Genomic DNA, 21,914 nt, shown 5'->3' on the forward strand with positions numbered 1-21,914 from the left:
GCGCTTCTCGCGAAGCCCCAGGCTTGTTTGTTTGATTTAAAGGACACGGAAGGATGCCGTTCCTGAAGCAGGGATGCCGAGGTGCCGCACGCCTCCGGCGAGCTCCCATTGCTCGGTTCCCGCCGGATCTCCCGTCGCGGAACGAAGCTCGATCAGCACTTTCTTACCGGCGTGCCGCTCGGGAACATTTAGGTAGACGCCTTCTTTCAATCTGCCGTTGACGAGAATCCATTGGGACGTCGGATCGTTCCCAAGCACGAAGGGGATCAGCTCGTCGTGATAGGTCACTACCACCGTCTTATCAACGCCCTTCGCCTCTACCAGCGGGTAGTTCAGCTCCGGCCGGCTCGGCTTCAGTTCGCCGTGCAGCAGGACGTCCCGGTGCTCGGTCCAGAAGCTCAGCCAATACCGCAGCATGCGCTGATGCTCGTAAGGAAGCTTCTCCAGAAGGACGGAAACCTGCGGCACGGCAAATAAAATATTGATGAACTGTAGTGCGGCGCTTTCGGCGGGTTCCCCGGGATGCCACATGATCATATCGGCATGCGCCGCCGTATCGCCGCAGAGTAGCCTTAGATCGAGCGTGCGCAGACGGTTCTGCAGCGCGTCGTTCGGGCAATCCGCCGCACGGAACATGTTGCCGTATTTACGCATGGCGGGACCGATATAGTTTTGGCGGAATTCGACCATCATGTCCGGTTTCAGCATGCGTAAATGGGCGATCGAGTCCGTAAGGAGCCGATCGACGGCGGCGGGAACCGAGACGTAGTCCATTCGGTCATCGGGCTTCGGCACTTCATAATCGGGCGCATAAAAGCTGTCGATGAAGTCAAGCTTGAAGCCGTCCACGCCCCATTCTTGTACGGCACGAGCATAGGTGGCGATCAAATATTCACGCACTTCGGGGTACCTCGGGTCAAGCACGCCCGCGCCTAGATTGTCGATCACCCTTAGCATCTGGTCCTTAAAGCGTTCCCAGGCTTTGCTGTGCTTTCCTACAAAGGGAACCGAGTACCATAGAATAAATTTGAGCCCTAGCGCATGCACTCGCTCCACATGCGAATTCATCTCCGTAAATTTGCCTGCAAAAGGCTCCCAGTCGCCGCAATAAGCATACCCGCGACGGTTATCGCCGGTCTGCCAGCCGTCGTCCACGATGACGGCGTCCATGCCTAGCTCCTTGGCCATAGCGCATTGCTGCTCGATCGCCTGGGCGGTTACGTTCTGGTGCATGCTGTACCAGGTGGAGTACATCGGACTTCTGGCGACATCCGGCGTCCATGCCGGAGAATATTCGGGAATCGCCTCCCACCATCGCTGCACATCCCGCAAGCTTTCATAATACGGGATTTCGCGGGTATCCACATAAAGACTTCCTTCAAATGCTTGCAGCGGCGCGGTAGCCTCGGTAAACAACTCCACCGCGCATTCAAACTCTGCGCTCTCCTCTCGGATCCCCGCCCAGTACCTGACGGTGTTCAGCGCATCGGAGAAGGCAAAGGTAATCCGGTTGGAACCGTTCTGATTAAACAATGAGGCTACCGGCGCGGAGGCGGCTGCATTAGAGCGCAGCTTCCGCATCCAATCCGCTTTCAAGGCACGGTTGCGGTCGATGGCCGGATGCCAGAAATTTTGAATATCGTTCGCTGCGTGTGTCCAGCACAACGAAAAAACAGGCGGGATGTCCGGGGAATCTGCGGATATCCGGATTTTAATAACGTGCAGGTCCTCTTGCAATTCGCAAACCTCCAGCTCGGAGGTAAACGTTTCATTATCGCCGGTGAGTGTGAAGCGATGCTGATTCGAATCTGCGGTTTTCATAGCGGTATCTCATCCTTCCTTTCAATTCCAATTCGAGATTTACTTTTATCGCCTATTGCTGTACTCGCAAACGGTACAGCTGGCTTCGGAAATCGCCCTTCCAGCGCGGGAGATGGAAGCCGGCGTACATGAGCTCATCCCCTCCGTACAATAGAGGCGGGCCCTCCAGGCCGCCGAGCTCCTCAAGCACATAGTCTCGTTCCGGGAGCAGTCCGCGCAGCTTCAGCTTGCGGTTCGGGGGATTAGGCTCCGCGAGCACTTGAAAATAAGCGACGAGCGCCTCGGAGCTGTCGTCGGATACGAACAACCAGGCCGTCTCATTGCCCTCGAACGGGCTTAAGAGCCGATAAAATTGGCCGAATTGAATTAACGGACGGAGCTCCTTGTACAGCTCGATTTGCGCTTTGACCAGACGTTTCTCCTCTTCGTTGAAGGCTGTCAGGTCCAGCTCATAGCCAAAATTGCCCGACATTGCAGCGTGACCGCGCATCTCGAGAGAGGTAACGCGGTGAACCTGATGATTCGGAACCGCGGAAACGTGAGCGCCCATCGTACTGATCGGATATACGATGCTGGTGCCGTATTGAATTTTCAGCCGTTCTACGGCATCCGTATCATCGCTCGTCCATACCTGCGGCATATAATACAGCATGCCCGGATCGAATCGGCCGCCGCCGCCGGAGCAGCTTTCAAACAAAATATGGGGGAAGCTTGCAGTTAACCGCTCCATGACCTCATACAGTCCGAGCATATACCGGTGGGCAGTCTCCGATTGCCGCTCGGGCGGAAGAGAAGCGGAGCCGATCTCGGTCATATTGCGGTTCATATCCCATTTCACGTAAGTGATCGGGCAGGAGGACAGCACCTGGGATAGAACGCCGATAATATACTCGCGAACATCGCTGCGCGAATAATCGAGAATCAGCTGATGCCGCGCTGTCGTCCGGCGGCGGTCAGGGACATGCAGGCACCAATCGGGATGTCTGCGATACAGCTCGCTGTCCGGGGACACCATCTCCGGCTCGAACCAAAGTCCAAACTGCAGGCCGAAGCCTCGGACGCGTTCGACGAGGTCCTCCAGTCCCTGTGGCAGCTTGCGCTTGTCGACGAACCAATCCCCCAGGGAGCTCTTGTCGTTATCCCGTTTCCCGAACCAGCCGTCGTCCAGCACGAGCAGCTCCATGCCGAGCTCCTTGCCGGCCTCGGCAATGCTGACAATTTTATCGGCCGTAAAATCGAAATAAGTGGCCTCCCAATTGTTCACAAGTACGGGACGCGTCCGATCCCTATGGACGCCCCTGCATAAACGGGTGCGGTACAGACGGTGATACGTTCTCGACATGGCTCCAATCCCTTCGCTGGAGTACACCAACACGGCCTCCGGTGCTTGGAACCGTTCTCCCCGTTGAAGGAGCCACTCGAAGTCGAAGGATTGGATGCCCATGACGACTCGGGTCGTCCCGTAAGGATCGACCTCCGCTTGAGCTTGAAAGCCTCCGCTGTACACGAGACTGAAGCCGTAAGTCTCACCGTGCTCCTCATCCGCATCCTTGGAAAGCAGCGCCAAAAACGGATTTAACGAATGGCTGCTTGCCCCTCGGCGGCTTTCGATGACCGTGGCGCCGGCGGCGAGCGGTTTGCGTACGATGTGACGCTCGCGCGCCCACGTACCCGAAAGATACAGCGCATCGAAGCCGGCATGCGGAAAGTCGATCCCCATGCTTAACGCCCGGGTCAGCCGGAGCGGCCGCTCTCCGATATTGACGTATTGCACCGAGCGGGTAATGACGTCCAGCTCGCGATAAACGGTATAGCTCAGTACAGCCTGCAGACCGGCAGCCGGGTCGCTCAGTACGATTTCCAGCGTATCGGCCTCTTCGTCATGCTCGACATAGGTGGCGGGCAGCCCTTCCAATGAGGGCTTTCCCGGATATATGCGGTGTGACGCATAGGTTAGCTCGCTTACTCTGCTGCCGCTCTCGAGACGAACCTGATAGGCCGGGACACGAAAGTCGCTTGCGCCGTAAGCCGGGAGCTCCTGAGGCAGCGTATCCAGCGACAGGCTCAGGTCGGACGGGTCGGTCGACGGAGAAAAGGAGCAGCGCCGCCGTAAGGACAGCAGCGCTCCCGGACTCGTGCCGCGGAGCGCTTTGCCCCAATACGCATGGGCTAAATAACGGGACTTCACCAGCTGCATGATATAGCTGGAATTCGGTGCTCTGAGGTGAAACGTCTGGGTCGCCGAATCGAACGTAATACTCATTTTGACCTCCACAGAAAAAATTAGTTTTCTATATCCTTCTAAGCTTTAAGTGTAGCCTTAACGCTGCAGTTATTGTATGTGAAAACCCCGCATCGGCATGGAGAAATTTACGATGGGCCGCGACTATCCCGAGATCGTAAAAGAACACAACATGTTCGTAATATTCTCAATTCCGGCTTGGGCCGATGCTGATTAAGATGAAAGCATACCCAGTGATTGAAGGTAGGAGGCTTGATCAACATGAACAGAGAGATCTGGATCGATAAGGTCATGGCAATGGACGTGCTGGATACGCACACGCATTTGATCGGCTACCGCCTCGTTGCAGGGGATTTTTGGGAAATTGCCCATTATTTTTGGTTCTTTCGGGAGCTGCAGAGCGCAGGGTATCCGTCCGGAGCAGCAGAGCTGGAGGAGGAGTCGCGGATTAACGAATTCCTCAAGGCTTACCATGCGTCGCGCAATACGCTGATGAATTGGACGTTTACCAGCATCATGAGGGATCTTTACGGGGTAGAAATTTCCGATCCCGATTCTGTCCGCAGGGCGGATGCGGCCGTGCGCGAGAAGGCCAAGCGCAGCGATTGGGCACAGGCGGCAGCCGACCGGCTGAGCATTCGGAGGTTCGTCGTCAATTACCCCGAGCATGCCGAATTTCAAGGTATGCGCGAGCCGGCTGTGCTGATTCCTCGGATTGACGGCAACATCTCCGAGTGGGCGAAGGCAATTGCGGAATCCGAGACGCCGGAACGTAAGCTGGAAGAGATCGAGACCGTCATTGCTGGTCTGTTCAGCTCGTATAAGCGCAATGGCTGCGAGGGAGTTATGACCACACTGCCAAGATACGCCTCTTCCGCGAACAAGCAATACGTTCTGGACGCCGGGACCTCCAAGGATGAAACGTTGATGCGGGTGCTTCATGCCGTAAGCCATGCGGCCGAACGGGAAGGGCTACTCGTCCAGCTGTTTCTCGGAGTGGAGCGCTCCTGGTGCGGTACCGCGTTTCCGGCGAACGACCCGGAGCGGATTTTGAAGCTGGCCGGTTTGTTCGAGCGTTATCCTTCCTGTACCTTCGAGATCGTCCTTGCATCGGAGATTAATAATATGGACGCGGTCCAGGCAGCGTGGAACTTCCCGAACGTGCACGTGGGAGGCATGTGGTGGTTCAACTTCCGCTCCAGCACGTACCGTCAGAGCATGCAGTACCGTATTGAGGCGATTGCAGCGTGCAAAAGCTCGCTTGTCGTTTCGGATGCCCGATGCATGGAATGGAGCTACGGCAAAATCAAGCTGATCAAGCGGCTGCTTGGGGAATTTCTCGCCGACCAGGTGGAAGGCGGCTGGCTGGCCCCGGAAACGGCGGAAGCCGCAGCGCGAGAATGGCTGTATGAAAGCGCAGCCCGGCGGTATGGTGTGATCTGAGCACCGGCACCGGCTCCCGGCTTAAAAAAACACAGGTGTGAAGCAACTTACGACATGGTCAATAGGAGAGACGACTTGTATGATGATAATAGTTAGAATGCATCAGGAGCTCGCAGCAAAGGAGGGGGAGCATGGCTAGCAAGCTAAAGGCCGCGGACCGCAGCACACAGTTCGAGTTTGCCGGCACGAAGGAAAAGATGGCTTTCATCCGCAAGCATTGGGCGCTGTATGTATTGTCCATCCCGGGTATATTGTTTTTTATCGTGTTTAAATACATTCCGCTGACCGGCTCTGCCATAGCTTTTCAGAACTACAATATATTTAAAGGGATCACGGGAAGTCCCTGGGTAGGCCTGGAGCATTTCAAGCGCATGTTCGCCTACACCGAGTTTTTGACCATTTTGAAAAATACGATTCTCATCGGCGTGTACGATCTCGTATTCGCTTTCCCGGTGCCGATCGTGCTGGCCATCCTGCTGAACGAAATCCGGCTGGCGGTCTTCAAGCGAATCGTACAAACCGTCGTTTACATGCCGCATTTCTTGTCCTGGGTCATTGTAGGCGGCATATTGGTAGGCGTATTGTCTCCGACGACCGGCTTCGTCAATACGGTCATTTCGGCGCTCGGTTTCGAGCCGATCTATTTCCTAGGGGATAACAGCTACATTCGAACGATCTTGATCGGGTCGGGGATCTGGAAGGACAGCGGCTGGGGCACCATTATTTATTTGGCGGCTATCGCCGGGATCAATCCCGATCTGTACGAGGCGGCCCAGATCGACGGCGCAAGCCGTTTGAGGCAAATACGGTCCATCACCATTCCGGTCATTTTACCGACTATTATGATTTTGTTCCTGCTGCAAATCGGCAATTTCCTTGACTTCGGCTTTGAGCGCGTGTTTGTATTCCTGAATCCGCTGAACAGCGAAAATGGAGAGATCATCGATACCTACGTGTACCGGGCAGGACTTGTAGATAGGCAGTACAGCTATACGACCGCAATCGGATTGTTCAAATCCGTCGTCGGACTGCTCTTGATCATGCTCGGCAACACGCTTAGCAGAAAAACGACCGGCGAAGGTTTATTCTAGAAAGGCGGGGTGACGATTTCAATGGTAATCAGCAAAGCCCAGCGGACGTTTAACGTCTTTAACATGATCCTGCTGTCGCTTCTCGGGCTGACCATGATTTTGCCGATCATTCACGTGATCGCACAATCGTTAAGCAGCAACGCTGCAATCAATACCGGGTCCGTAGCTTTCTGGCCGGTTGGTTTTACACTAGCGAACTATCAGCTCATTTTGAAGGACATCTCCATTTGGCTGGCCTTCCGGAACAGTCTCATCATCACAGTGTGCGGGACATTAATTAATTTGATTGCAACCGCTTCCTTGGCATACCCGCTGTCCAGGCCCGAGTATCTTGGCCGTAAAGCCGTGTTGCTCATGGTTCTCGTGACGCTCATTTTCAGTGCGCCGCTGATTCCGAATTACCTGCTCATCAAGCAGCTGCACCTGCTGGACACGCTTTGGGCATTAATGCTGCCCACGGCGATCAGCGCCTTTAATTTATTCGTTATGCGTTCATTTTTCCTGAACCTGCCGAACGAGCTGTTGGATTCGGGCAAAATTGACGGCTGCGGCGATTTTCGCACGATCTGGTATGTCGTGCTTCCGCTTTCCAAGCCGGCTCTTGCCACCATGGGGATTATGTATGCGGTGGCTAACTGGAATACGTACTCTGCGGCCGTCTACTATATCAACAATCGGGCATTAATTCCGCTGCAGGTGCGTCTTCGAGAAATCGTTTTTACCGATATGTTCGGCAATTCCGATCCCACTGCGGAGATGATGCTGTACGTATCGCCGGAAGGGATTAAGATGGCGGTCATCGTTGTCGCGACCATTCCGATTATGCTGGTGTATCCGTTCCTGCAAAAGCATTTTATCCAAGGGATGCTTGTAGGATCGATCAAATCATAACATCAAATTCATAATGCGAAGAAAGAAGGGGACGCTGCAATGAAGAAAAACAAAATGATTTCATTATCCCTAGTGACCGCTTTGGCGGCAGGCTCACTCGCCGGCTGCTCAGGGGGAGAATCCGGCACCGCGACGGTGGGTGACAAGACTGCAGAGAACAAGAAAACGGCTTTCTCGATCTCTTATCCGACAACCGTCAACACGGGATATCATGCCCGCGTGCCGGACTTGAATAAGGATAAGTGGGTCATCAAGCTCGAAGAGCTGACTAACACCGACCTTGACGTCAAGGTCATTGAGGAAGCGAAGATGAGCGTCATGTTCGCTTCGGGCGACGTGCCTGACGTCTTCGGCAATCTCGGTACACCGACAAATAAGGTCATGTCGGGATCGGTGGAAGCGGGCGTTTTCTTGCCGCTGGACGATCTGCTGAAGCAGTATGCGCCGAATCTGATGAAGAAGGTGCCGAAGGCGGCGTGGGATGCGGTCTCGTATCAGGGCAAAATTTACGGGATCCCGGAATATTTGGACAATCCGTCCCGGCGGGCCACGTTCATTCGGTCAGATCTACTGGCTAAAACGGGCTTGAAAGCGCCGACAACCGTCGATGAGTTTCTGACCGTGCTGCGCGAATTTAAAAAGCTTGGCGTCGAAAATCCATATCAAATGCGTGAAAATTTCAAGTATGCGGACGTCATTCTCGGCGCCTTCGACGTGCTTCCGTATAGGGATCAGTTCGAGGTCGTGAACGGAGAGGTCGTACCGAAGTTTTTCGACGTGGAAAATATGCAAAAGGCGCTGCAGGTATACAAAACGATGTATGACGAAGGCTTGATTCCGAAGGATTTCGCCACGATCACTTCGACGGATTACACGAAGAATATTAACGGCGGCAAAGCGGGCATCTGGTCGTCGAACGCTACCGGACTCGTCGGCTTCCGAACGAGTAATAAACAGGTCGTACCGGAGGCAAAGGTGGACATTATCGCTTCACCAAAGGGACCTGAGGGCAAGGGCGGATATTTTTATTACACGCCGGTCATCCGCTCGTTTTACATTAACAGCAAGGTCCCCCAGGAGAAGGCCATCGGTATCATGAAGTTTTTCGATTGGATGGCGACGGAAGAAGCGGAGAAGTTCTTTACGTTCGGCATCGAGGGCGACACCTACACGGTTGAAAACGGCGCCATCAAATACAAATTCCCGGCCACAAAGGAAGAGACCGAGGAGGAAGGCTTCCGCAGCGGCACGCTGTGGGGCTCACAGAACGCGACATATAACAAGGCGCGCCTGTCTTTGGACGAGAACGGCCGCGATACGATCAAAGCCTTTGACGAGGTGCTTGCCAAGGAGGGTCTCGGCGGCATCGGCTTTTATCCGGACCTGACGAGTGCCGCCAAATATCCGGATCTGGCCGCCCCTTCGCAGGACGTTGGTCCGAAGCTGATCATCGACCATATGGTCAAAATGATCTACGGCAAGGAGCCGATCTCCGATTGGCCGAAGGTCATTGAAGAATATAAAAGCAAGGGCGGCAATGAAATCATTAAAGAAGCGACGGAACGCTACAACAAGAAGCAGGGCGTCATGGTGCTGACCAAATAAGCAATCTGTCAAATAAAACGAAGTCCTCCTCCTGAGCGAGGGGGATTTCGTTCATATGTGGGGAGGACATACGGGTGAAAGCGATACTTGTCGGTTTGGGGACTGCCGGCTTCAGCTGGTATAAACGCCTGAAGGCGCAGGGCATGCTTACTGCCGTCGTTGAAACGAATGCTGCGATGAAAACGAAGCTGGGGGATGACGAGGTTCCGTTCTTTACGTCGCTGGATACGGCGCTAAACGAGCAAGCGGCCGATTTCCTCGTCAATGTGACGACGCCTGCAGGTCACACGGCGGTCAATCTGGCCGCCTTCGACCGCAGGCTCCCGGTGCTTTGCGAGAAGCCTATTTCCTCTAGCTACGACGAATCGGTTCTGATCGTCGAGCGTGCGCAGCGGGAAGGCATCCCCTTCATGATCGCGGAAAATTACCGCCGGTTTCCATATATCCGCAAGCTCAAGCAGCTTATCGAGCAGGGCTCCATCGGCCGCTTGTCGGCGCTAAGCATCGACTTCCATAGATATCACCGGGTGCAGAGGAACTATTCGGTCAGTCTGCTGGAGGATATCGGCGTACACCATTTGGATCTGCTCCGCTATTTATGCGGCGAGGAAGGCGAGCGCATCCTTGCCCGGCTGTACAACCCGCTGCATGGCTGGGAGGAGCGGGGGGCGGTGCTTTCCGCAGAAGTGCTGCTTCAATTCCGCAACGGCATCCATGCCACGTATACAGCCTCCATCGCTTCGCGCTGCAAGCCGACGCCGTGGTGCGGAAATATTCGTGCGGAGGGTACGGAGGGAGCACTAGAGCTGACGGATATGAAAATTACACATCATCACCGCGATCAATCGGTGCTGATCGAGGACTTAAGCGGCATCGATACGACGGATACGCTGGCGGAGTTCCTGAACTCACTTCGCGAGCAGAGGGAGCCGGAGTCCAGCGGGCGCGATTATATCCAAACCGAGAGGCTTGTCTATGACGCACGCCGCTCACACGAGCAGCAGCAATTTCTCGATCTAGGGATGGGAAGGGAAGAAACGAAATGATGATGACGATGCTACACTGGCGGCAGACTGCTCCGGGAATATGGTCCGCGACCGCAGGAGAACCGTCTGATTTCACCCCCCTTGGGGTACTTGAGCCGGCACCGAAGGTCGAGGCGCTTGAGGCTATGGGCGGGACCGAGCCCCCATTTGCATGGAGCGATGTGCAAATCACAGTGAACCAAAGCAATATGATTATTTCTTTCCCCCTGGAAGAGGAAGAAGAGATCTATGGAACCGGCCTCCAATTCATGCGCATGAACCAACGGGGCCGCACACGGTATTTACGCGTCAATAGCGATCCGAAGCAGGACACGGGTGAAACGCATGCGCCGGTACCCTTCTATGTAAGCGGAAAGGGCTATGGCGTTCTGGCGGATACCTCGGCCATCGTCACGATCTATTGCGGCTCCACGGTCCGGTATGAAGACAGCAAGCTTGAAACGGTGAAAGACCGAAATACCGATAAGAGCTGGAGAGCGACGCCGGTATCGTCGCGAGTAGAAATTCGACTGCCTGCGGAGGGCGCCCGGCTCTACGTGTTCGGAGGCCCGACAACGGAGGACGCCGTTCGGCGATATAATCTGTTCTGCGGCGGTGGCACCCTTCCGCCCAAGTGGGGGCTCGGCTTCTGGCATCGGGTACCGACGATGTACAATGCGGCGCAGGCGCTGGATGAAGCAATGGAGTTCCGCAAGCGCGGATTTCCGTGCGATGTGATCGGGCTGGAGCCCGGCTGGCATACGAAGAGCTATCCGGTAACGTATGAATGGGACCCGGGCCGTTTCCCCGAGCCGTCTGTTTTCGTTCAAGCCATGCGGGAGCAAGGCTTTCGTATCAACCTATGGGAGCATCCGTTCATATCGCCGGAGGCATCTATCTATCAGGAGCTGAAGCCGTTGTCCGGAAGTCATACGGTATGGGGTGGCTTAGCTCCGGATTATTCCCTTCCTGAGGCGCGTGAGCTGTACATGAAGCAGCATGCCGAACAGCATGTCGCGATAGGCGTATCCGGGTACAAGCTGGATGAATGTGACGGTAGCGATTTGACGAACCACTCCTGGATGTTCCCGGCGCATGCGTCCTTTCCCTCCGGTCACGACGGCGAACGGATGCGGCAAATGTATGGCCTGCTTCTCCAAAAAATGACGGCTGATGTATTCCGACGCGAGGACCGCAGAACTTACGGATTGGTACGCGCTTCCGGGACGGGAGCCTCGGAGCTGCCGTATGTGCTGTACTCGGATTTGTACGACCACCGGCAATTTGTGCGCGCCCTGTGCAACGCATCGTTCTGCGGCTTGCTGTGGACTCCCGAGGTCCGGCGTGCCGCTACTCCGGAGGAATGGGTCCGGCGGATGCAAACCGTCTGCTTTTCTCCGCTGGCCATGCTGAATGCTTGGGGGGACGGGACGAAGCCCTGGTCCTTTCCGGAGGTCGAGCCGATTATCCGGCACTACATTCGCTTGCGCATGAGGCTGCTGCCGTACCTGTACACGGCGTTTGCGCGTTACCGGCACGAGGGGATTCCTCCATTCCGTGCCATGCCGTTTGCATTCACTACGGCTGAACGGTTCCGTGAAGCTGCTGGCCGTCTAGCTGAGGGCGAACAAGTGCTGAATACGACTGACGGAGCCTACGGCAAGCAAAAGGCCAAGGAATGGGATGACCAATATATGGTCGGAGAGGACTTATTAGTTGCTCCGGTCTTTACAGGGGAGTCGGCACGTGAGGTGCTTCTGCCGCCTGGGGGCTGGTACGGTCTTGAAACCGGGCTGCGTTACGAGGGCGGCCGTATTATACGGGTAGAGGCGCAACTCGATCAAATCCCGGTATTCGTGCGGGATGGTGCGGTCATTCCGACGATGAGAGCAGCTTCGCATGTACCTGGAATCGGAGAACCAAACGAGCTCATATGGCTTCATTTCGGGACGGCGCCGGGGAGCGGCTGGCTTTACGACGACGACGGGGAGACGTTTGCCTACGAGCAGGGGGAATATGCCTGGACGACGGCACAGGTGACGGCCTCCCCGGCGGGCGAGCCGGAGCTGAATCTGACGAGGACCGGCGCTTCGATTGAGACGTTCGACAAGGTGAGCTGGAGGCTTGGTTTATCTAAATTGCCTCAAGAATCGTAAAAAAACACAGCTTTAAATAAGCTTTGCCATTGCATGCCTTCCATCGTCCGAGTATGATCGAGGCAGGACTACTATATATTCCAACGATGGAAGGGGTTTGTCCAAATATGCGGCTGCTTATTGTTGATGATGAGCCGGTGATTCGGCTTGGTTTGGCAAAAATGGCCGAAGCTTACGAACCGCGCTTTACGCAAATACAGACGGCGGAGAACGGGAAACAAGCTCTTGAGCTGATTGCGGAATCAGAGCCTGATCTTGTGCTGACTGATATCCGAATGCCCAAAATGGACGGTTTGGCATTGTGCCGTACCCTTTACGAGGAGCATCCGGTCATTCGGGTGGCCATCATCTCCGGTTACAACGATTTTGAATACGCACAGCAGTGTATGGAATACGGGGTTAAGCATTATGTGCTTAAGCCGATTGCAAGACCCGATCTGCACGAGCTATTGAACAAAATCTTGAAAGCCTCCGTCCGCGGATATGTTCCAGTATCCCATCATCTTGAATGGATCGATCGCTTGGAGCAATGTATTTGGTCGATTCAGCTCGATGAGCTGCACCAAGCGGTAAGGCAATGGAGTGAACAAGCCTTCTCGGTCGATACGACTACGAGTCAAGCAAAATCGTTGCTAGAGGATTGCTCCGGACTGCTTCTAAAGCGGTTACAAAGCCGCAAGTACGTCCCCGCTGACGCTAAATCTTCCTTCTCCGCAATCAGCAGTGTGAAGGAGGCGATCGATGAATTCGAGCGTCGGCTGTTTGTCTGGACAGAGGGCTTACTCACAATAAGGAACGGTAACTTCAAGGACCCGATGGAGGAGGCTAGGGCCTATATTGACAGCCACCTTTCGCAAGATATATCCCTGGACCAGGTCGCTCAGATGGTAGGGCTTACGCCGAATTACTTCAGTGCGGTATTTAAAAAGATGACCAACGAAACTTTTGTTCAATACCGAATTCATAAACGCATGGAGCGCGCAAAGGAGCTCTTGTCTACACCGCATATCCGTATCGTAGATGTGGCTTCCGAGGTCGGGTACGAGGACTACCCGCACTTTACGAAAACTTTTAAAAAGATAGTCGGAAGCTCTCCTTCCGAATACAGGACGGGACTCGGCATCCGATGAAAAGAAAAAGTTTATTTCGTAAGTTGCTCATTTATTTCTTTGCCGTTATTATCATTTCGCTTACGTGCGTAGGCTTATTTTCCTACCGAACAGCGTCCGAAGAACTGGACGTGCTCGTTGAAAATCAAATGACGCAAATCGTTAACAACGCGTTGTACCACACGGACTTATATCTGAAGGCTTACGGCCGGTCCATGGTCTCCTTATTAACGAACCGGGAGCTTAAAGAATTTATCGATCTTCCGGAGCAGCCGGAGGAGTATGAATATTACCGCCTGCGAAAATTGGTGCGAGAAATAGGCATCGATCCGCAATTTATCCGGAGTCCTGAGATCGCTGCGATCTATATTATTAGCTTTAAGGGCAACGCGGTTTATTATTATAACGAGGTCCAGGAGCAATCCTACTCGGAGGAGGAGATCCTTCAGCAGCTATCCTACTTTCGGGAGCATACGAGCCCTACCGGAACGATGAGTGTTTTGAACCATTCCATTTTGCCAAATCAAAACAATCAGATGCTCACCTTCGTTCGTCAAATTCGCGGTTTGTCTTCACCGGAGCCGCAAGGCATATTAGCGATTGAAATTAAGTCCGCAGAGCTGTCCGATCTATGGAAGGGCATAGAGCTTCGCGGCAACAGCTATTTCTTTATTTCCGACGCCGAAGGAAAGCTAATTTATCATCCTGAGGGCTCTGTAGTAGGGACTAGCTTACCTTCTGCGCTCAAGAATGACATCTGGCAGGCAAACAAGGCCCTATTTGAGAGTAAGGAAACCGGCGGAGACCGCATGTACATGTCCCGCAAGTCCAATTATTCCGGCTGGAGCTTGACGGTATCCATGCCCATTGACCAGCTTCGAAAACCGGTCTCCAATATACGGGAAACAACTCTGATCGTAGGTCTGCTCACCTTGATTGCCGCGCTGCTGATCGCCTATCGTTTGGGAAAATCCATCACCGGTCCGATTCGTGTGCTCCGTAACGGTATGAAGCAGACCGAACAAGGGAATTGGGTGACCATTCCGCTCCCCGAACATACGGATGAAATCGTAGAGCTTATGGCAAGGTACAATGTGATGGTAAACCGCTTGTCCGAGTTGGTTGAGAAGGTATACCAGACCGAGCTGAATAATCACGAGATCCGACTGGAGAGACAGAAGGCGGAGTTCCAGTCGCTTCAGCTGCAGATCAATCCGCACTTCCTATACAATACATTGGAAACGATTATTTGCTATGCAAGCATACAAGAATCCGAGGAAGTCTCGGACATGGTTCAGTCATTGGCGTATATGCTTCGCTATTCGGTGCAAACCAACCTGGAGGAAATTACGGTAGCCAACGAGCTAAAGCACGTCATGTTTTACCTTGTCATTCTGCAGCACAGAATCGGCCGTCCGTTCGAACTCGACGTAGCCGTGAAGCCCGAATTCCTTCTATACAATATGGTGAGGTTAACGCTGCAGCCGCTTGTTGAAAATGCATTCCAGCACGCTTTTCCGGACGGAGTGGAAGACTATCACTTTATTCGGATCGATGCGGGAATCGAGGACGAGTTGTTCTGGGTCAGCGTGGAGGATAACGGCTCAGGGGTGGCGGAACCGCGCCTGCTGGAGCTGCGGGAGAAGCTGGAGGCGAATCGTTTGGCCGATTCCACAGATCAAGAGGCGGGAAAGAAGGGCGGCATTGGCGTTGTGAATGTGCATAGGCGAATTCAGATGGTGTTCGGCAACGATTACGGTTTGCGCATTGAGAGTGAGCTGGAGCGCGGAACGAAGATCACGATGTTCATGCCGGCCATTCCGCCCGTCTTCCCGACATAACCATGCTTGGAGGTTAAAAAAATGATTATTCGGAACTTTTACGAAGCTGAGCTGAAGCTGCAGTCCAGCCACAAGGGCGAAGGGCTGGTCGGCAATGTCCGTTTATTCGACAAGGCCGATTTTGAAAGCTCCTTACGTTTTTTTTACTATACCGAAATCCCCCCGCAAGCGTCTATAGGTACCCATCGGCATGGACAGGATGAAGAGATCTACGTAATTCTGGAAGGCATGGGAACGATAACGGTGAACGGACAGTCGCAGGAGGTCCGGCGAGGCGACGTCATTTTGAACAAGCCCGGCTGGAGTCATGGACTAACGAACAACACGAACGATCCGCTGCGTATGATCGTATTCGAGGCCGCTTTGTAAGCGGCTTTTTAAACGTGCTTGCTAAATTACATTACTTAGAATAAAGGTGGACGGGATGAATACACACATTCGAAGCTTATATGACAGACTGTTGCCCGCACCGAAGGCCGGGGGTTTTCGGATGGAGGGATATTGGGTATGGTGCGGTTCCGTAGTTCAAGGAGAGGACGGGCGCTTTCATCTGTTCGCATCACGGTGGCCCAAGCATTTGCCTATGCACCCGGGCTGGATTGTGCATTCCGAGATCGTGAGAGCGGTCTCGGATACGCCGGAGGGACCCTATGCATTCCAGGAAATTGTGCTGCCTGCTCGAGGAGCGGAATATTGGGATGGACGAAGCACCCATAATCCGCATATTACAAAACTTGGTGACACGTACGTGCTCTATTATATGGGATCAACCCACCCTTTGCCCGACGTGCTTCCGGGAGAGGAGTTCGGTCTTAACGATGCCCGCTGCATCGTTGGCCGCGCTAACAAGCGCGTAGGTATAGCCACCTCGAGAAGCGTACTCGGCCCGTGGGAACGAAGGGACGCCCCGATCTTGCCTACAAGACCTGGCAAGTTCGACAGCTTCCTGACTTCTAACCCAGCGCCGTGCATTCATGCGGACGGCTCCGTGCTGTTAATTTATAAGGCGCGACAATATGAGGGACATGTGCATGGCAAAATGACGATCGGCGCTGCGAGAGCCGACCGGTTTGACGGAGCTTACCGCGTAATCAGCGAAGAGCCGGTCTTTCCTCCGGGACGCTTTCATCTCGAGGACCCGTTTATCTGGCATACCGGAGATCGCTATGAGCTTATCGCCAAGGATATGGACGGCACTATTTGCGGGGAGCCGCATGCCGGCATCCATGCTTACTCCGGGGATGGCTTGAACTGGCATATTTCTGATCATCCGAAAGCCTATTCAAGGATCATTACCTGGGATGACGGCTCGGTGATCACGATGGGGAGCTTTGAGCGTCCGTTTATTTTGTTCCAGAACGGGAAGCCGACCCATTTGTTTGCAGCGACGGCTGACGGCGAAGGGGGCTTCCGCCGGGCAGCGAATACCTGGAACATGGTCGTGCCGATTGCACAGGAATAAGCCAAAAAGGAGGGTTTGAAAGGTGAGCAAAATGGGTAATGAAGAGCGTCTTTGGTATAAGAAGCCGGCAGTCGAGTGGGTGGAGGCGCTGCCTGTGGGCAACGGGCGGCTCGGTGCGATGATATTTGGCGCCACAGGGGATGAACGAATTTGCCTGAATGAGGACTCCATTTGGTACGGTGGCCCCAAGCATGCGGAAAACCCGGATGCGTTGAGCTTTTTGCCGGAAATCCGCAGGCTGCTGCTTCAGGGAGAAGCGGAAGAGGCCGCTTGGCTGGCTCGAATGGCAATGTATTCGGGGCCGAAGTATTATAATCCTTACTTGCCCTTGGGTGAATTAAAGCTGTTTTTCCGCGGAGCGGAGGCGGGTGCAGTCACGGAATACCATCGCGAGCTTGATCTGACTACGGGGATTGTCAGGGTTTCATATAGGACAAACGGAGTGCGCTATTCACGTGAAATATTCAGCAGCTATCCGGATCAGGTACTTGTCATTCGTCTGACCTGCAGTGAACCCGATGCTCTGCGTTTTAGCGCAAGTTTGAATCGCAGGCCTTATGAAGGCTTGAGCCGAGCTCTGGATAGGCAAACGGTGGCGATGGAAGGCGAGTGCGGCAAGGATGGCGTGCGGTTCGCCTGCGTGCTTCGTGCTGTGCAGGAGGGTCAGACTCCTCTGCGGGTACGAACGATAGGGGATTTTATTTCTGTCGAGCAAGGGGACGGTGTTACTTTGCTGCTTGCCGCAAACAGCACCTTTCGGGAGGCCGATCCAGTGGAGGCCAGTCTCAGACAGCTGGACAAGGCGCAGGGGCTGTCTTATGAGGAGCTAAGGAACAGGCATATAGCCGATTATCAATTGCTATACGGTACGGTTTCCATTCGTTTGGGCTCGGATGCCAACGCCGAGCTTCGCAAGCTTGCAACGGACGAAAGAGTGGAGCGAGTGAAGGGCGGTACGGATGATTCGGGGCTATGCGGGCTGCTTTTTCAATTCGGACGATACCTGATGATCGCAAGCTCCAGGCCGGGCACGCTTCCTTCTACGCTGCAGGGCATATGGAACGACAGCTTTACCCCGCCTTGGGAATCCAAATATACCATCAACGTGAATACGCAAATGAATTATTGGCCAGCGGAGGTTTGCGGATTGTCGGAATGTCACGAGCCGTTGTTCGATCACCTGGAGCGGATGCGGGTTCATGGAAGGCGAACGGCAAAGGAGCTGTACGGGTGCGGAGGCTTCGTCGCCCATCATAATACGAATATATGGGGAGAAACTCGTCCGGAGGGTATTTATAATACCTGTGTGCTTTGGCCCATGGGAGCCGCTTGGCTGAGCCTGCATGTATGGGAGCGTTTTTTGTTCACGCAGGACTCTCGTTTTTTAGCGGAACGGGCTTACCCCATTCTGAAGGAAGCGGCAAGCTTTTTCATCGATTATTTGCAGGAGCTGCCGGATGGCCGGCTCGTGACCGGTCCTTCCGTTTCGCCGGAAAACTTGTATGTGCTGCCAAACGGCGGTTACGCTGCGCTTTGTATGGGGCCGACCATGGATACACAGATCGTCTCGGAGTTGTTTAAGGCGTGCATCCAGGCCTCGCAGCGGTTAGGAGAAGCGCCCGAATTTGCCGATCTATTATCCCGTCTGCTGAGGAAGCTGCCTCAGCCCCACATCGGCAAACACGGGCAGCTGATGGAATGGTTGGAGGACTATGAGGAGAAGGATCCCGGCCACAGGCATATTTCACATTTATTTGCGCTGCATCCGGGGACGGCCATCTCCCCGATAAGTACGCCTAAGCTGGCCGAAGCCGCGCGGACAACGCTGCAGCGCAGGCTTGACAACGGGGGAGGGCACACCGGCTGGAGCAATGCGTGGATCGTTAACATGTTTGCCCGCTTGGAAGAAGGTGAGCAGGCGCATGCCTATGTCTTGAATTTGCTGCGAAAATCCGTATATCCGAACTTATTTGACGCACATCCGCCTTTCCAAATTGACGGTAACTTTGGGGTGACGGCAGGCATTGCAGAGATGCTATTGCAAAGCCATCTTGGAGAGCTGCATTTGCTGCCTGCCCTTCCTTCGGCTTGGGGCGAAGGAGAGGTTAGCGGGCTGCGGGCCCGCGGAGGGTATGAAGTTTCGATCTCTTGGCGTCAAGGATTGCTTCGTGAAGCGAGGCTGCGGGCAAGTCAAAGTGGTTTATGCAGGATACGTTTGCAAGGCCGGATATGCGTTTTTCTGGAAGAAAATGGTGGTCGTGTTTTTCCGTTGTCCGAGGAATGCACCGGTGTGTATGCCTTTAAAGTCGAAGGGGGTAAATCTTACATAGTGTTGCCGGAGATTTAAATTATTCCAAGAAGCGGTATGTGGCTGCTGTCTCGGAAGAAGCGCGTGAACCGGGTAAAGTAGTGGGAGAACCCCATATTCATCTCCGGTAGACGCGCTTTTTCTTTATTACATCGTATCGTGTGCATATCGTCAAAAAATTTGACAATACGGGGGAAGATCTGGAAGATTTGATCTCGATCGGGACGATCGGCTTGATCAAAGCCATCGAGTCGTTCTCGCCGGATAAGGGGACGAAGCTGGCCACATTCGCGGCGCGCTGCATCGAGAATGAAATCCTGATGCACTTGCGGTCGCTTAAAAAGACAAAAAAGGACGTCTCGCTTCATGACCCACGTAGCAAATGATACATTGCTAGGCTCGATGAATCATTTGCTACAGCGGTACGGACAAGGAGGGAAATGAGATATCATTGATCGACATTCTCGGCTCGGACGCCGATGAAGTCGCGGATAAGGTGCAGCTCAAGATTGAGAAGTCCAAGATCTATAAGAATCTCGACATTCTTGACGAACGTGAGCGCGAGGTAGTGGTCGGCCGCTTTGGGCTTGAGACTGGCGGAGAGGAGCGGACTCAGCGGGAGATTGCGAAGGAGCTGGGGATATCAAGGAGCTATGTGAGCCGGATCGAAAAAAGGGCGCTGATGAAGCTGTATCATGAGTTTTATAAGGCGAAGAGGTAAAAGAATAGCATTCATTTGATTGGCATCGTATTCTTCATTTATTTGGCAACAAAAAATGGGGGGCGAAGACAATGACAGCCTTTGTCCAAATTGAGCATGTTAGCAAGTTTTATCGCATGGGCGGGGAAATGATTCGGGCGTTGGATGATATTACGCTGGATATCGCGCAAGGAGAGTTCATTGCAATAATGGGGCCTTCGGGCTCTGGAAAGTCTACACTGATGAACATCATCGGCTGTTTGGACGTTTCGGATGAAGGTCTGTATGTGCTAGATGGGAAGCAGATACATTCACTGAAGGACACTCAACTGGCTGAGATTCGGAACACGAAGATTGGATTTATTTTTCAGAATTTTAACCTGCTGCCGAGATTAAATGCTTATGAAAATGTGGAGTTACCATTGATTTACCGCGGGTTATCAAGAAAACAGCGGGAGCCGCTGGTGTTAAAAGCGTTGGAAGCTGTCGATCTTTTGGATCGCAGAAGGCACATTCCATCGGAGCTGTCTGGTGGGCAGCAGCAACGCGTTACGATTGCGCGTACGTTGGCAGGCGATCCGCCGATTATTTTGGCGGATGAGCCTACGGGGGCGCTGGATTCAAAGACTGGCGCGGAGATCATGGATATTTTCACACAGTTGAATGATCAGGGGCGGACGATTATTGTGATTACGCATGACCGGCAGGTTGCGGAGCAGGCGAAGCGGGTAGTATGGTTTCGCGATGGGAAGTTAATATATTGAAATGAATAAGAATATTAGAAAATTCGCCTTATGAAAAAATCGTAGGGCTTTTAATTTTTATTAATGAAGAATGACTTTCTGGATTTTGCGCAACTTTATGCTTGGTAATTAATCTACTAAAGTAAATATTATTTGTTGCGAAAATTAAAATACGCGTGCTCGATATTATAAAAAACGAAGTCCCTATGTGTATTGCAAATTGATTCGCACGAGTTGACCGGGCGGAGAGTGGAAGCGTGTGGCCAATGCGCCAGCCACTGCTTTTGGCCCTTCTTTTGTATTGGCTGACTAGCCGAGGGCAGAATTGTAAAGCCGGAGGGGATTAAGCTTTTTATACCCTCGCTTATTATACAAAGGGACGATATCCTGGGAAATTCAAGGCTTCTCAACTTTTGGCAATCCTTAAAAAAGGGTATCCATCTTTCAAGATTAGTATAGAAAGGCAGATATGTAACGGAATAATATGAAGTAGCCAGAATGAAAGCGATTAAATGAAGAATAGATGGAGGGGAGGTATTGTATTTTGGTAATATAAATAATTCTGGCAATAAAAAATGGAGGTATTTTCGATGAAAAAGAATACTTGGTTGACTTTGGCTATGACTTCACTATCCTCTTTATTGCTTGTTTCTACGGCATCTGGCGCATACGAATTATGGGAACCAATGAATTATTTCGATACTGGGATTTGGCAAAAAGCGGACGGATATTCCAATGGAGGTATGTTTAATTGCACTTGGCGGGCAGGAAATGCAAATTTTACAAGTGATGGTAGCCTAAAGTTAGGATTGACGAGTAACTATTACAATGTTTTTGATTGCGGGGAGTATCGTTCCACGAACAAATATGGATACGGATTATATCAGGTTAGTATGAAACCAGCAAAAAATACGGGAATTGTTTCATCCTTTTTTACCTATACAGGTCCTGCTTATGGCACAATCTGGGATGAAATTGATATTGAATTTCTTGGCAAAGATACAACGAAAGTGCAATTTAACTATTATACAAATGGGGTAGGTGGTCACGAACAACTTGTCGATCTTGGTTTCGATGCGGCCAATTGGTTTCATACCTATGCGTTTGATTGGCAACCAGGTTCCATTAAGTGGTACGTTGACGGTGTCCTCAAACATACAGCAACGAGCAACATTCCAAGCAATTCTGGGAAAATCATGATGAACATCTGGAACGGGACAGGTGTCGATGGATGGTTAGGCGCATATAATGGTGCCAATCCACTTTATGCGGAATATGATTGGGTGAAGTATACAAGCAACTAATCTATGCATCACCTCGTTCTGGCATATACAGCTTGGCAGGTGTATGATGAGAATACGAAAATGTTAATATGAATATTCAATTTCGAACAAGCTTTAGAATTGATATCGATGTTGCAATCTTTGTATAGGAATGCAGATGCCAGTTCATTAAGATATGGTTGTAAGTTAAATTA

General features: G+C 52.7%; 15 protein-coding genes and 1 pseudogene. 14 read left to right on the forward strand and 2 right to left on the reverse strand.

The annotated features are described in order from the left end of the window. Positions 1–36: 36 nt before the first annotated feature. On the reverse strand, positions 37–1,821 hold the full coding sequence (locus GSF01_RS18775) for a glycoside hydrolase family 36 protein (RefSeq protein ID WP_159886756.1): 1,785 nt from the start codon (positions 1,819–1,821) through the stop codon (positions 37–39). Positions 1,822–1,873: 52 nt separating this feature from the next. After that, positions 1,874–4,084, reverse strand: a complete 2,211-nt coding sequence (locus tag GSF01_RS18780; protein ID WP_159886758.1) for an alpha-galactosidase — start codon at positions 4,082–4,084, stop codon at positions 1,874–1,876. A gap of 240 nt (positions 4,085–4,324) precedes the next feature. On the opposite strand from GSF01_RS18780, the gene GSF01_RS18785 reads away from it, so the two are divergent. The 14 genes and pseudogenes from GSF01_RS18785 (at position 4,325) to bglS (ending at position 21,741) form a co-directional block, all read left to right on the forward strand. Next, positions 4,325–5,506, forward strand: coding sequence for a glucuronate isomerase (locus GSF01_RS18785; RefSeq protein WP_159886760.1), 1,182 nt, complete (start codon positions 4,325–4,327; stop codon positions 5,504–5,506). Between the two features lie 131 nt (positions 5,507–5,637). Next, positions 5,638–6,597 (forward strand): ABC transporter permease, encoded by a 960-nt coding sequence (locus GSF01_RS18790; RefSeq protein WP_159886762.1) that lies wholly within the window; start codon positions 5,638–5,640, stop codon positions 6,595–6,597. Positions 6,598–6,618: 21 nt separating this feature from the next. Further along, positions 6,619–7,488, forward strand: a complete 870-nt coding sequence (locus GSF01_RS18795; protein WP_159886764.1) for a carbohydrate ABC transporter permease — start codon at positions 6,619–6,621, stop codon at positions 7,486–7,488. 39 nt (positions 7,489–7,527) lie between these two features. Continuing rightward, positions 7,528–9,093 (forward strand): type 2 periplasmic-binding domain-containing protein, encoded by a 1,566-nt coding sequence (locus tag GSF01_RS18800; protein ID WP_159886766.1) that lies wholly within the window; start codon positions 7,528–7,530, stop codon positions 9,091–9,093. 74 nt (positions 9,094–9,167) lie between these two features. Next, positions 9,168–10,139, forward strand: coding sequence for a Gfo/Idh/MocA family protein (locus tag GSF01_RS18805; protein WP_159886768.1), 972 nt, complete (start codon positions 9,168–9,170; stop codon positions 10,137–10,139). After that, on the forward strand, positions 10,136–12,274 hold the full coding sequence (locus tag GSF01_RS18810) for a TIM-barrel domain-containing protein (RefSeq protein ID WP_235941599.1): 2,139 nt from the start codon (positions 10,136–10,138) through the stop codon (positions 12,272–12,274). The genes GSF01_RS18805 and GSF01_RS18810 overlap by 4 nt, the downstream gene beginning before the upstream one ends. Before the next feature lie 107 nt (positions 12,275–12,381). Then, positions 12,382–13,404, forward strand: coding sequence for a response regulator transcription factor (locus GSF01_RS18815; protein WP_159886770.1), 1,023 nt, complete (start codon positions 12,382–12,384; stop codon positions 13,402–13,404). Further along, on the forward strand, positions 13,401–15,224 hold the full coding sequence (locus GSF01_RS18820) for a cache domain-containing sensor histidine kinase (protein WP_159886771.1): 1,824 nt from the start codon (positions 13,401–13,403) through the stop codon (positions 15,222–15,224). Before GSF01_RS18815 ends, GSF01_RS18820 begins: the two co-directional genes overlap by 4 nt. A gap of 21 nt (positions 15,225–15,245) precedes the next feature. After that, positions 15,246–15,593, forward strand: a complete 348-nt coding sequence (locus tag GSF01_RS18825) for a cupin domain-containing protein (RefSeq protein ID WP_159886772.1) — start codon at positions 15,246–15,248, stop codon at positions 15,591–15,593. 121 nt (positions 15,594–15,714) lie between these two features. Then, a complete protein-coding gene (locus GSF01_RS18830; protein WP_235941600.1) occupies positions 15,715–16,686 on the forward strand; it encodes a glycoside hydrolase family protein in 972 nt (323 codons plus the stop codon). A 31-nt stretch (positions 16,687–16,717) separates the two neighbouring features. Continuing rightward, a complete protein-coding gene (locus GSF01_RS18835; protein ID WP_159886857.1) occupies positions 16,718–19,033 on the forward strand; it encodes a glycoside hydrolase family 95 protein in 2,316 nt (771 codons plus the stop codon). Positions 19,034–19,158: 125 nt separating this feature from the next. Next, positions 19,159–19,715: pseudogene (gene sigK, locus GSF01_RS18840) on the forward strand (RNA polymerase sporulation sigma factor SigK); the annotation flags it as partial. Between the two features lie 71 nt (positions 19,716–19,786). After that, complete coding sequence (locus GSF01_RS18845; protein ID WP_159886774.1) at positions 19,787–20,458, forward strand: ABC transporter ATP-binding protein; 672 nt, start codon at positions 19,787–19,789, stop codon at positions 20,456–20,458. Between the two features lie 569 nt (positions 20,459–21,027). Next, the gene (bglS, locus tag GSF01_RS18850; RefSeq protein WP_159886775.1) at positions 21,028–21,741 is read left to right on the forward strand and encodes a beta-glucanase; all 714 of its coding nucleotides are present in this window, start codon (positions 21,028–21,030) and stop codon (positions 21,739–21,741) included. Positions 21,742–21,914: the final 173 nt, after the last annotated feature.

The organism is Paenibacillus puerhi (assembly GCF_009846885.1).
Classification (GTDB): Bacteria; Bacillota; Bacilli; order Paenibacillales; family NBRC-103111; genus Paenibacillus_G; species Paenibacillus_G puerhi.